The sequence below is a fragment of the Pseudooceanicola aestuarii genome (assembly GCF_010614805.1).
In the GTDB taxonomy this organism is placed as follows: Bacteria; Pseudomonadota; Alphaproteobacteria; order Rhodobacterales; family Rhodobacteraceae; genus Pseudooceanicola; species Pseudooceanicola aestuarii.
In genome coordinates this window covers 166,967-179,618 of record NZ_JAAFZC010000001.1, presented here as the reverse complement: position 1 = coordinate 179,618, position 12,652 = coordinate 166,967, and the positions used below count along the sequence as shown (strand labels likewise).

Sequence of the window (12,652 nt, the reverse complement as noted above, 5' to 3'; positions counted from 1 at the left end):
GGCTTGCGCGAAAATCGGTTCTGCATTGCGGAACCGTAGCGCAGGGAGGGAAGCCTTGACCACCAACGGATCGCCGGTCCTGCGCCGCCGTCTGACCCTGCGGACGGGCCGCCCGGCCGTCGCGGTGGGACAGGCGGCGTGGTCAGACCTTCCCCGATCGAAACGATGCGGCCCGCGTGGCCGCCCCGGCGCCCCGGCGCGCCGAACATGGAAGGACACCGCATGACGGCGACGCCTCAACGGCCCTGGCAGGATTGGTACGCACCCGGCGCGACCCGCGATTTCGTGCCCGAACGGGACACCATCGCCCAACGTGTCCACGGAAGTTTCCTGACCCATGGTCCGATCCTGATGGTTGAATATTTCGGCGAGGAGATCACCTATGCGCAGATGCATGGCCGGGTCAGTCAGGCTGCCCGCGCCCTGACCGCCGCCGGGGTGAAAAAGGGCGACCGGATTGCCCTTCACCTGCCCAATTGTCCCTGGCACCCGGTGCTGTTCCTGGGCGCGATGTGGATCGGGGCCAGTGTCACCCACCTGTCTCCGTTGGATGCCACGGCAGAGCTGGCGCACAAGATCACCGACAGCGGCGCGGCGGCGGTATTTTCCCTCTCCACCCCCGAGCTGAGCGAGAAGCTGTTGCCGCTGCTGGCCGATGGCACCTGCCCGACGCTTTACCTCTGTCCCGATCCGGTGTCGGCGCAGGGGCGCGACTGCCCGATCCCTGAAGGGGCGCACCCGGTGGAGGATCTGCTGGCCGGCCAGTCCGACGCGCCGATGGCACCGGCCGCTGATGTCACGCCCGACGATCTGGCCTTGTTGCAATATACCGGTGGCACGACGGGCGTGCCCAAGGCGGCGATGCTGACGCAAGGCAACCTGTCGGCCTCGCAGCAGATGTACACCATGGCGTTCACCGGCGAGCCCTCGGCGGTGCCGGGGTCACGGGGGCTGTATTATTCGCCGCTGTTCCACATCATGGGCCTTTGCGCCGGGATGCTGAAACGCGCGGTGGAAGGCGGCAGCATCTACCTGCGCCCGCGCTTTGACGCCGCCCGCGCGGTTGCGGAGGTGGAGAAATTCAAGATCGAATATCTGACCTCGGTTCCGACCGGCTGGATCGCCATTCTGGGCACCCCCGGGGTAGAGGATCGAGACCTGTCCAGCCTGTCCTATATCGGGTCGGGCGGCGCGCCGCTGCCCTCCGAGGTCTTCCTGCGGGTGGAACGGCTGACCGGGCTGAAACTGCGCGGCGGCTGGGGCATGACCGAAACCGCCGCGGCGGGCACCACGGTGCCGGCCAACATGCCGGAGGACAAGCTGGGCTCCATCGGGATCCCGACCTGTGGGCTGGATCTGAAGATCGTCGATGTGGACGACCCGTCGCGCGACCTGCCGGTGGGCGAAGCCGGGGAAATGGCGGTCAGGGGGCCGAACGTGACGTCGGGCTACTGGAACCGCAGTGCCGAGGAAAACGCCGCCTGCTACACGCCCGACGGCTATCTGCTGACCGGCGACATCGGCTACATGGATGCGGACGGCTGGTTCTTCGTCGTGGACCGCAAGAAGGACCTGATCCTGTCGGGCGGTTTCAATGTCTATCCGTTGACGATCGAAAACGCGATCCACCAGCACCCCGCCGTGCTGGAAGCGATGGTAATCGGCGTGCCGGACGATTACCGCGGCGAAAGCGCCAAGGCCTTTGTGGTTTTGAACCCCGGGGCGGAGGCCTTCACGCTGGAGGAGATGCAGGCATTCCTGGCCGACAAGCTGGGCCGGCACGAGATCCCGCGCCACCTGGAATTCCGCACCGACCTGCCGCGCACCGTGGTGGGGAAGGCTTCGCGCCGGGCGCTTCGTGACGAGGAAGACGCAAAGGTCAAGGCCACGCAGGGCGTCTGATCCGCGCCACCGGAGGGAGAGCGGGGGCGCCGCGCGGAAGGCGGCCACCCCGGAGACACGAGGAGCAGTGAAGATGGATATCGAACAGGCGATGCGCGACCGGCGCAGCATTCGCGGCTATTCTGACAAGCCGGTGCCGCGCGCCCTGCTGGAAGAGGTTCTGGAGCTTGCGGGCTGTGCTCCATCCTCGATGAACACGCAGCCGTGGAATTTCCACGTCCTCTCCGGTGAGGTGCTGGAGCGGGTGCGCAAGGGCAATACCGAACGGATGCTGGCCGGTGTGCCGCCCAGCCGGGAGATCCCGGCCCATGGCAAATACGAGGGCGTGCATCGCGACCGGCAGGTGGATATCGCCAAGCAGCTGTTCGCGGCGATGGGCATCGCGCGGGAGGATGCGGAGCGTCGGCAGGATTGGGTGATGCGCGGCTTTCGCCAGTTCGACGCGCCGGTTTCGGTCGTCGTGACCTACGACCGCGCGCTGGAAGACCACGGCCCCATCGGCATCTTCGATGCCGGGGCCGCGACCTATGGGCTGGTACTGGCGGCCTGGTCGCGGGGGCTGGGCGCGGTGATCAACGGGCAGGGGATCATGCAATCCCCGGTGGTCCGAGAATGCGCCGAGATCCCGGAGGACCAGGTGATCCTGACCTGTGTCGCCCTGGGCTGGCCGGACGCCGAATTCCCCGCCAATGACGTCAAAAGCGTCCGCCGCCCGATGTCGGAGATCACCAGTTTCCAAGGCTTCGATGCGCAGGGCATGGGCCGCCGCCCGGGCCAAGGCGAAAGCCAGGCGGGTTGAACACCAGCAGGGCTGCGAAATCCGCAAGGGCCGGGGGGAATACCGGCCCTTTTGCATGGCTGACATGGGACGCGAGGCCGGTGACACGCGGCGGTCTGGCGGTTTTCCGCGATATCGGGCGACGGAAGGTTGGCGGGTCAGCGTATCACTCCTGTAACGGCGCCGAACCGGGCCGATCACGACAGCAGGAGACCCTACATGCGACCCATGCGTACACTCATCCTTGGCGGCCTGACCGCAGCCATGACCCTTTCGGTGGCACTGCCGGCAACGGCCGCAGATCGCCATGACCGGAACGACCGGCGCGGCGACAACGATGTCGTCGTGGTGAAGGTCGATCGCGAAAAGGACCAAAAGCAGGACCGTGGCCACCAGCGCGGTGCCGAGCGAAGCCAGGACCGCCGCGATGCCCGCGACAATCGTGACAGCCGCGCGGCCAAGGCGCGCGTCACGCATCGTCATTCAGTGGGATCGCGGGTCAGCCAGGACAAGGTGGTCGTGATCAATGATTGGCAACGCCGTGGCCTGCCGCGCCCCGCGCGCGGGGAAAATTACGTGATCGACGGCTCCGACATCTATCTGGTCGCGGCGGCCAGCCTGCTGGTCAAGGCGATTGTCGACTGATCTGCGTGCCTGGGCATTCGATAGGTCTGGCAGTCCGCGGGTCGGGGTGACGTCGCCCGCCGGATGCGGGCCGCCCCCCCCCCCGCTCCCCGACCGCCTCGATCCAGGTGCCGAACGAACAAGGGCGGCGAACCCATCGGTTCGCCGCCCCTTTCAATCGCCTGCCGCGTCCTCGGATCAGGGGCGCCTGGCGGTCACTCCGCAGCCTGTGCGGTCGCGTTCCAGCCGAGGGTCGCGGCCAGCCGTTGCTGGGCGGCGATGTACTCACGCTCGAACCGGGCGACCAGCTGTGCGGTGGGCAGGATCTCCTCAACCGCTCCGATGCCCTGACCGGCGCCCCAGATTTCCTTCCAGCTTTTCGGCTTGGATCGACCGGGGCCGAAATCCATGTTGGACGGGTCGGAGCGTTCCAGGTTGTCGGGGTCCATCCCGGCCGCCGCGACGGAGGGCTTCAGGTAATTGCCCCAGACCCCGGTGAAGAGGTCGGAATAGACGATGTCATTGGCACCGTTTTCTACGATCATCTGCTTGTAGCCGTCGACGGCGTTTGCTTCCTCGGTCGCGATGAAGGCCGATCCGGCATAGCCGCCGTCGGCGCCCATGGCCTGTGCCGCCAGAATCGCATCGCCGCGCGCGATGGCGCCGGACAGGTAGACAGGGCCGTCGAACCAGGCGCGGATTTCCTGCATCAGCGCCAGCGGCGACAGTGCACCGGCATGGCCACCCGCACCGGCCGCCACGGCGATCAGGCCGTCGGCGCCTTTCTCGATGGCCTTCTTGGCAAAGCGGTTGTTGATCACGTCATGCAGGGAGATCCCGCCGCAGGAATGTGCCGCCTCGTTCACCCAGGTCTGTGCCCCCAGCGAGGTGATCCAGACCGGCACGTCATGCTTGGCGCAGATTTCCACGTCCCGTTCCAGCCGGGAGTTGGACTTGTGCACGATCTGGTTCACCGCATAGGGCGCGGCGGGGGTATCGGGGTTCGCCTGATTGTGACGGTCCAGCTCTTCGTTGATGCGGGTCAGCCATTTGACCAGCTCGATCTCTTCGCCGTCCTTCTCGCGGGCGTTCAGCGCCGGGAAGGATCCGACGATCCCGGCCTTGCACTGGGCGATGACCAGATCGGGGTTGGAAATGATGAACAGCGGGCTGCCGATCAGCGGAATGCGAAGTGAGTTGAGAATTTCGGGCACGGCCACGGGTCTGATTCCTCCCCAGAAAGTTCATGGCCCCGCGGCGCGGAGCCTCTTACGGACGATGGTGGTCCCGACAGGGGGTGCGCATCGCCCGATGCGGCGTCTATTGTGACAAAGAGATGGGGCAGAGTCACCTGCGTCGCTGCGTCACGGAACAGGTGTTGCAGAGGGTAGGGCGGTGGCGAAGCCCTTGTTCAGGCAGAATATTCCGCAGGGAGGAAATAGAATGGGCAATGCGCATGTCCTGATCGCGGGTGGCGGAATCGGTGGGCTGGCCACGGCGCTGACCCTGCATGCCATCGGCGTCCGTTGCACGGTGCTGGAGGCAGTGGGCACGCTGCGCGAATTGGGGGTGGGGGTGAACCTGCAACCCAACGCGGTGCGGGAACTGTACGAGATGGGGTTTGACGCGCGCGCGCTGGACCGGATCGGGGTGCAGACGCGGGAATGGGCGCTGGTCGGGCTGAACGGCAATGACATCCACGCAGAGCCGCGCGGACTGGAGGCCGGCTATGGCTGGCCGCAATATTCGGTGCATCGCGGCAAGTTGCAGATGATGCTGCACGATGCGGTGCTGGACCGGCTGGGCCCGCAGGCGCTGCGCACCGGGCACCGGGTGACGGGCTATGCGATGCGGGACGCAGGGGTCACGGCGTTTGTCGACGGCCCCGATGGCCCGGCCGAGGTCGCGGGCGATCTGCTGATCGGCGCCGATGGCATCCATTCGGCAGTGCGCGCCCGGATGTATCCCGACCAGCCCGGCCCGAACTGGGGCGGGGCGATCATGTGGCGTGGCACTTCGCCGGGGCGACCGGTTCGCAGCGGGTCGTCTTTTGTCGGGCTGGGCACGCATCGCCAGCGCATGGTGATCTATCCGATCACCCCCGCCGATCCCGAGACCGGGCTGGCCCGGATCAACTGGATTGCCGAGGTCACGGTGGATCCCGGCGCCGGCTGGCGCGGCGGTGACTGGAACCGGCAGGTCGGGGTGGAGGAGTTCATTCACCATTTCGAGAACTGGAATTACGACTGGCTGGATGTGCCCGCCCTGCTGCGCGCCGCCGGTCCGGTCTGGGAATACCCGATGATCGACCGCGATCCGGTGCCAAGCTGGGTCGACGGGCGGGTGGCGCTGTTGGGCGATGCAGCCCATGCCATGTATCCCACCGGCTCCAACGGGGCCAGCCAGGCTATTGTCGACGGCCGCGAACTGGGCGCGCGTATGCTGGTCCACGGGGTGACCCCGGCGGCGCTGGCGGCCTACGACGCGGCGCTTTGCGGGCCGGTGTCCGAGGTGGTGCTGCGCAATCGTGGTGCGGGGCCCTTCGGGTTGCTGAACCTGGTGGACGACCGCTGCGGCGGGCGGTTCAACCGGATCGACGACGTGGTCCCGGCGGCCGAACGCAGCGCCTTCATGTCCGCCTACAAGGCGGCGGCGGGCTTTGCCCAGGAGACGCTGAATGCCGCCCCGCCCCGGATTCCGCCCGGCGCACGGGTGGCGGCGGGATAGGCGACGACGTTGCGGGGCGGGGCTGATCGGGGCGAGGCCATACAGCCCCAGGTCCGGGGCGTGAAATGGTCCCAACCGCCCTTGCCGGACCCGGGACCGGGGGGCGCGCGACCGCTTGATCGTGCATCCGCAGCATGACAGGACTGGCGCAGGGGGCGTGACTTGGCGTAGTTTGCCACCTAGGCCGCCCACGGGCGCTGCCCCGACGTCATCGTGAACAGGGAAATCAGCCGCCATGACCACTACCAAGACGCCGACCACCACCCGCCGCGGCGCGTTGAAAACGCTGGCCGCCGGGGCCGGGGCCGCCGCCCTGCCGTTGTGGGCGCGCTATACCCATGCCCAGACCGCCACGCCGATCCGCATCGGGTTCCAGAAACACGCCACCGGCATCGGCGCGGCTTATGGGCGCTGGTACGACCGGGCCAGCCAGGCTGCGATCACCAAGATCAACGCCGAGGGCGGGGTAAACGGCCGGCCGCTGGAACTGGTGACGGAGGATGATGGCACCGACCCCAAGCGCGGCGCCGAGGTGCTGGAGAAATTCGCCAATCAATCCCGATGCGATGTCGCCTTCGGCACGCTGTTCTCGCATGTGGTCATCGGCTCGGCCCCGCGCGCCGGAGAGTTGAAACTGCCCTATTTCGTGGTGTCGGAGGGCACGCATGTCGCCTCGGGGATGTTGAACCGCTGGACCATGCAGCCGGGTATCACCGACGTCAAAAGCCAGGTGCTGTCGATGGCGCCCTTCATTACCGGCACGTTGGGGAAAAAGGTCACGATGATCTACCCCGACTACGGCTTTGGCTACGATCACCGCGATAACCTGACCCCAGCGGTGGAGGCCGCGGGCGGCGAGGTGGTGGCCCAGATCGCCATCCCGCCGACGGAGACGTCGTTCACCAAATATTTCCCCAAGATCCCCCGCGACACGGAGGTGATCTACCACGTCATGGTCGGGCCCGCCGTCCTGACCTTCGTCAAGGAAATGGGCGAGTTCTTCGGCCCCTCCCGGCCCGAGATCTTCGGCTTCATCGATTCGCTGGAGGCGGTGGATATCGCCTCTCCCGGACTGGATTTCCTGGAGGGGACATATTTCTGGGAGGGGATGCCCCGCTATCTTCAGGATGACGCCCCCGATTACGTGCGCAAGTACCGTGATGCGGTGGGGATCGATGCCACCGGCGCCAGCGTGGAGGATCCGCGCGATGTTTCTACCGCCGGGCACATGTTCGGCTGCTGGGAAACCCTGCATGTCATCAAGGCAGGGATGGAGGCCGCAGGCTATTCCGGCCCCGAGGACCGCCAGCTGCTGATCGAGGCGGTGGAAGCCATGGAGGAGATGCCCGGCGGCATTGCCCATCCGCAGGGTCCGAAACGGTTCAATGGCAAGACGCACCAGGTCTTCGGCCAGCAATATATCTCTCAGGTCGAGGGCGGGAAGCTGATCCGCCGTAAGACCGTCGCGGTGGAAGATACCTTCTACCCCGACCAAGTCGACTACACCACGCGGAGCTTTTGATTACATGGTCACGATTACCCCGTTCCTGATGTTCCAGGGATCCGGCGCCGAGGCGGCAGACTTCTACGCCGACCTCTTCCCCCGCAGCGACCTGGTGGTAGAGCAGGAAAACGCGGACGGGGAGCCGATGCTGATGACCCTGACCATCGGCGGCCAGCAGGTGCGCTTGCTGGACAGCCCGCCGATGCATGGGTTCGATTTCACCCCGACGTTTTCCTTTTACGTCGAATGCGCGGACGCCTCCGAGGTGGATCACCTGCACGACGCCCTGTCAGAGGGTGGCAAGGCCCTGATGCCGCTGGATTCCTATCCGTTCTCGCCGCGCTATTGCTGGGTGACGGATCGGTTCGGCGTGTCCTGGCAGGTGGGGGTTCCGGCCGCCTGAAGCGGCGGACGCATTGCCCCTCACCCCTTCGGCAGGGAAGGTTCCGCCATGGATTTCGGACCATATCTGATGCTGGCCATGCTGGAGGGCGCCGTCCTGGCCTCTGTCCTGGCGCTGATGGCCTCGGGGCTCAGCCTCGTCTTCGGCGTCATGCGTGTGGTCAACGTGGCGCATGGCGAGTTCTACATGCTTGGCGCGGTTCTGGCCTGGGTCGTCTCGACCGGGCTGGGCGGCTCGCCGGTCGTCGGTTTCGCGGCGGCGCTGGTGGTGGCACCGCTGGCGGTGGGACTTCTGGCGGCGGCGGCGGATGCGACGATCCTGAAGCGGCTGGACCATGATCCCGAACGGGTGATCGTGGCCACCATCGGGCTGCTTTATATCGTGCAGCAGGCGACTCTGATGGGCTACGGCCCCGAGGCCCGCCCGGTCACCGCACCCTTCAACAGCCGCATCGCGCTGCCCTGGATCGAATGGGGCGAGGGGGGACCGTCCCTCTATTACCCCTGGGGGCTGTCGATCACCTCCTACAAGTTGTTCGTGATCGCCGCCGCCGCCACGCTGGTCGCCGCGCTGCGCCTGTTCATGGCCCGTACCCGCACCGGGCTGATCATGCGCGCCACCCAGCTGGACGGCGACATGGCCACCGCCTTCGGCATCCCTGTGGCGCGTGTCCATGCCGGTGTGTTCGGCGCGGGCGCGGCGCTGGCAGCTTTGGCCGGGGTGCTGGTGGTGCCGATCCAGCAGGCGCATTACCTGATGGGCGGGGAGGCACTGTTGCTGTCGTTCATCGTGGTGATTATCGGCGGGCTGGGCAGTCTGGCCGGCACCGTCGTCGCCGCCATCCTGATCGGGATGAGCGACGGCGTCATCTCTGTCTTCTTTTCGCCGACCCTGGCCAAGATCCTGGCCACGCTGCTGGTGGCGCTGGTCCTTGTATTCCGCCCGCAGGGCCTGTTCGGAGCCCGCGACAGATGAGCCGCCGGGACTGGATGTTGCATCTGGGGCTGGTCGCGCTGCTGTTGGCGCTGCATTTCGTTCTGCCCGCCTATCACCACGGCAACATGGCGCGGATCATGGTGCTGGCTGTTTATGCCATGGGCTACAACCTGGCGTTCGGCTATTCCGGTCTGCTCAGCCTCGGGCATGCGATGTTCTTTGCCGCCGGCATGTATGGCACCGGCCTGGCCAGTCTGCACCTGGGCTGGAGCGCCGCGCCGGCTTGGGGGCTGGGCCTGGTTTGCGGGGCGGCGCTGGCGCTGGCGGTCGGGGCGCTGGCGTTGCGTACGGCGGGCGTGGCTTTCATGATCGTGACGCTGATGTTTTCGCAGGCGTTCTACCTTGCGATCCTCTATTTCGGCGATCTCACCCACGGTGACGAAGGGTTCGTCCTGCCGGCCGCCACCCGCCAGGTCGCAGGCCTGGCCCTGGGGGGAGAGGGGATACGCTATCTGGTGGCCTGGGGGCTGTTCTCGGTCTGCTTGATAGGGTCGCTCTGGCTGGTGCGGCACCGGTTCGGACGGGTGCTGATCGCGATCCGCGAAAACGCCGAGCGGGCGCAGTTGCTGGGCTATGACATCCGCGCGCGCAAGCTGGTGGCGCTGGTCCTCTCGGGCACCATGTCGGCGGCGGCGGGCGGCGCCTACGGGGTGCTCTTTGGCTATGCAGGGGCCAGTTTCGCGGCGGTGCAATATTCGATCTTCCCGCTGCTCTACGTGCTGTTGGGCGGCGCGGGCACTATGATCGGGCCGTTCCTGGGGACATTGTTCATGTTCTACCTGATCGACATCGGCACCGGCATCACCCAGGCCTACATGCTGCTGGCGGGCGTCGCGCTGGTGCTGCTGACCCTCTTTGCGCCGCAGGGCATCGCCGGAGAACTGCGCCGCCGGATCTGGAGCCGATTGCCATGAGCGTGATCCTCAGGACCGAGGGGCTGACCCGCGATTTCGACGGTCTGCGCGCGGTGGATCATGTCGATCTGGCGCTGGAAACCGGCGAGGTGCGTGCCCTGATCGGCCCCAATGGGGCCGGCAAGACGACGCTGGTGTCGATGCTGATCGGGCGGCTGGCTCCCGGCCAGGGGCGCATCCTGTTCGACGGCCGCGACATTACCGGCCTGCCCGCGCATCGGCGCGTGGGCCTGGGCATGGCCTACACGTTTCAGATCACCTCGGTCTTCGGGCGTCTGCCGGTGGCGGAGAACGTCGCCCTGGCGGCGCCGCCCAAGGCACCCGCCCGCGCCGTGCTCGACGCGCTGGAGCGGGTCGGCCTGGCCGATCAGGCGGAGCAGCTGGCCGGTGACTTGTCCTACGGGCACCAGCGCCTGCTGGAGATCGCCATGGGCCTGGTGCAGCGGCCACGCCTGCTGATCCTGGACGAGCCGACGCAAGGCCTGTCGGATGGGGAGATCGCCCGCTTCGGCGCGCTGGTCCGGGCGCTGCGGGAGGAGACCACGATCCTGCTGATCGAACATAACATGGCCGTGGTGATGGACCTGGCCACCCGCATCACCGTGCTGGAGGCCGGCGCCGTCCTGGCCGAGGGCACACCACGGGAGATCCGCGCCGATCCGGGGGTCCAGGCGGCCTACCTGGGTCGCCCGGCTCCGGGACCGACGGGGGGCGCGAATGCTCGGGATTGACGGATTGACCGCCGGCTACGGCCCCGCCCCGGTGCTGCGCGACATCGCGCTGGAGGCCGAACCGGGCCGCATCACCGCGATCATGGGGCGCAATGGCGCGGGCAAGACGACGCTGATGAAATCGGTGATCGGGCTGGTCCGGGCCAGTGCCGGGCGGATCGTGCTGGATGGCACCGACCTGGCCGCGCTGCCCGCCAACCGGGTGCCGGGGCAGGGGGTCGGCTACGTCCCGCAGGGGCGGCGGCTGTTCGGCGAACTCAGCGTGGCGCAGAACCTGAAAATCGGGTTGATGGCCGGCCCCGCCAAGGGCCGTGCTGCTGCGCGGGAGGACGCGCTGCGTCTGTTTCCACGCCTGCGCGAACGCCTGTCGCAGCGCGCCGGAACCCTGTCGGGCGGAGAGCAGCAGATGCTGGCCACCGCCCGCGCCCTGTGTCTGCGGCCCCGGCTGCTGTTGCTGGATGAACCGACGGAGGGGCTGCAACCCTCGATGATCGCGGCGATCCGGGAGGTGATGGAGAAAATGCGCGATCAGGGGCTGATCGTGCTGCTGGTCGAACAGCGCGTCGACGCGGTCACCGCCCTGGCCGACCGCGTCTTTGTCATGGAGAACGGCCGTATGGTGGACCGGATCGACCGCGCCGACCTGCCCGGTGCCGAGGCCCGCCTGATGTCCCGGCTGGGTATCTGAGCCGGCCCCACCTTGGGCTCAGGGGCGCACGACGTCCGCCCTTGGATGGGACATGCCGCCGCGTGGCGCGCCGCCTGGCACGGGCGGTCCCTTTGTCGGGCCACGACCGATGCGGTCCGCCGTTGCCGCCGCGAAGACCAGCCGGTGCATTTTCGGTCGCGGATCATTCCGCCAGGTCGCGGGTCTCCTGGATGGAGCGAAGGATCGCGGTCGCCAGTTCCAGGTCGGGGCAGGGCACGTCATGGGCGCGGGCCACGGCAATGGCGGCGCCAAAGATCGGTTCGATCTCCATCGGGCGGCCCTTTTCAAGGTCTTGCAAGGTCGAGGGTTTGAACCCGGTGTCGCGCATCCCCCATTTCAACCGCTCCTGCGTGGTCATGCGGATAGTGGCGCCGGTGGCGGCGGCGATGGCGCGGATCTCCTCCATGATGCCCCCGGCAAGACGGTAGAGCGGCGGATGTTGCAACGCCCGCGCCGTAGGAGCCTGGGCGATGGCAGCCACGGAGTTCATCGCGCAATTGCCCAGCATCTTGGACCAGAGCGCGTCCTGAAACGGCTCCGTTTCCCGGATCGTCCAGCCGCCATGGCGGAACAGATCGGCCACGCGGGTCACATCCGTGCGGTCCTCGCCGGGCAGGCGCCCCAGGTCCAGGTAGCCGTCGATCTGGATCGCGATATGTCCCGGCGCCGACACCGAGGCCCCGTAATAGGCGATGGCCCCGATGGCGCGCCGCGGCCCGATCTCGCGCCACAGGACGCCGTCGGGATCGACCTCCTGCGCACCGCGCATCTGCCCGTCCGCGCCGCGCAGCGGGTACCACCAGGGTACGCCGTTCACGATGGGCACCATTCGGCCATGCGGCGCCAGCAGGCGGGCCAGGGTCGCGGCCATGGGCGGGATCTGGTGACCCTTGAGCGCGGTGACCACGATGTCCTGCGGCGGCAGGCTGTCGGGGTCGTCGGTGGCGTCGATGCGCACGGTCTGCCCCTCCGGGTCGTCCGGAGTTGTCAGGCGCAGCCCGTCGCGGCGGATCGCTTCCAGGTGGGGCCCCCGCGCGATCAGCGTCACCTTGCCCAGCCCGGCGGGCGCGGACAGCGCCAGCCGCGCCGCGACGGACCCGCCGATGGCCCCGGCGCCGACGATGCAGATGTTCAGCGGACGATCGGGCAGGGCGGGCAATTCGGTGGTCGTCATGGCATGTCCTCGGGCGGTGTCGGGAAGGAGAGATCGCGCGCAACCTAGGCGCGGGGCCGGATGGGGGCAAGGCGGGGCGCCGCGCCCGCTGCCCCGGTGAGGCGCGAAAGCGGGGTTGACACCGGGGCGCAACCTGCCGACTTTACCCGCGCCGAGGTGCCCGACAGGCCGCGCCCGGCGGATAGGTTTC

Annotated in this window: 12 protein-coding genes; 10 read left to right on the top strand and 2 right to left on the bottom strand. The window is 67.7% G+C overall.

Annotated elements, in window-relative coordinates; translation table 11 throughout:
* Positions 1-222: 222 nt before the first annotated feature.
* From G5A46_RS00790 to G5A46_RS00780, 3 genes are all read left to right on the top strand, one after another.
* On the top strand, positions 223-1,902 hold the full coding sequence (locus G5A46_RS00790; RefSeq protein WP_163846396.1) for an AMP-binding protein: 1,680 nt from the start codon (positions 223-225) through the stop codon (positions 1,900-1,902).
* 73 nt (positions 1,903-1,975) lie between these two features.
* Entirely contained in the window at positions 1,976-2,701 is a 726-nt protein-coding gene (locus G5A46_RS00785) for a nitroreductase (RefSeq protein ID WP_163846395.1), read from the top strand.
* A 198-nt stretch (positions 2,702-2,899) separates the two neighbouring features.
* A complete protein-coding gene (locus tag G5A46_RS00780) occupies positions 2,900-3,325 on the top strand; it encodes an RcnB family protein (protein WP_163846392.1) in 426 nt (141 codons plus the stop codon).
* A gap of 194 nt (positions 3,326-3,519) precedes the next feature.
* Here G5A46_RS00780 and G5A46_RS00775 read toward each other — a convergent pair whose 3' ends face one another.
* Complete coding sequence (locus G5A46_RS00775; protein WP_163846390.1) at positions 3,520-4,524, bottom strand: NAD(P)H-dependent flavin oxidoreductase; 1,005 nt, start codon at positions 4,522-4,524, stop codon at positions 3,520-3,522.
* A 223-nt stretch (positions 4,525-4,747) separates the two neighbouring features.
* On the opposite strand from G5A46_RS00775, the gene G5A46_RS00770 reads away from it, so the two are divergent.
* The 7 genes from G5A46_RS00770 (at position 4,748) to G5A46_RS00740 (ending at position 11,267) form a co-directional block, all read left to right on the top strand.
* Positions 4,748-6,031, top strand: a complete 1,284-nt coding sequence (locus G5A46_RS00770; RefSeq protein ID WP_163846389.1) for a flavin-dependent oxidoreductase — start codon at positions 4,748-4,750, stop codon at positions 6,029-6,031.
* A gap of 235 nt (positions 6,032-6,266) precedes the next feature.
* Positions 6,267-7,553, top strand: coding sequence for an ABC transporter substrate-binding protein (locus G5A46_RS00765; RefSeq protein ID WP_163846387.1), 1,287 nt, complete (start codon positions 6,267-6,269; stop codon positions 7,551-7,553).
* A 4-nt stretch (positions 7,554-7,557) separates the two neighbouring features.
* Entirely contained in the window at positions 7,558-7,938 is a 381-nt protein-coding gene (locus tag G5A46_RS00760; protein WP_204318669.1) for a VOC family protein, read from the top strand.
* A gap of 48 nt (positions 7,939-7,986) precedes the next feature.
* Positions 7,987-8,913, top strand: coding sequence for a branched-chain amino acid ABC transporter permease (locus tag G5A46_RS00755; protein ID WP_163846385.1), 927 nt, complete (start codon positions 7,987-7,989; stop codon positions 8,911-8,913).
* On the top strand, positions 8,910-9,848 hold the full coding sequence (locus G5A46_RS00750) for a branched-chain amino acid ABC transporter permease (RefSeq protein ID WP_163846383.1): 939 nt from the start codon (positions 8,910-8,912) through the stop codon (positions 9,846-9,848). The genes G5A46_RS00755 and G5A46_RS00750 overlap by 4 nt, the downstream gene beginning before the upstream one ends.
* A complete protein-coding gene (locus G5A46_RS00745; protein WP_204318668.1) occupies positions 9,845-10,579 on the top strand; it encodes an ABC transporter ATP-binding protein in 735 nt (244 codons plus the stop codon). The genes G5A46_RS00750 and G5A46_RS00745 overlap by 4 nt, the downstream gene beginning before the upstream one ends.
* Positions 10,566-11,267, top strand: coding sequence for an ABC transporter ATP-binding protein (locus G5A46_RS00740; RefSeq protein WP_163846381.1), 702 nt, complete (start codon positions 10,566-10,568; stop codon positions 11,265-11,267). The genes G5A46_RS00745 and G5A46_RS00740 overlap by 14 nt, the downstream gene beginning before the upstream one ends.
* Before the next feature lie 163 nt (positions 11,268-11,430).
* On the opposite strand, the gene G5A46_RS00735 is transcribed toward G5A46_RS00740, so the two are convergent.
* Complete coding sequence (locus G5A46_RS00735) at positions 11,431-12,462, bottom strand: ketopantoate reductase family protein (RefSeq protein WP_163846380.1); 1,032 nt, start codon at positions 12,460-12,462, stop codon at positions 11,431-11,433.
* Positions 12,463-12,652: the final 190 nt, after the last annotated feature.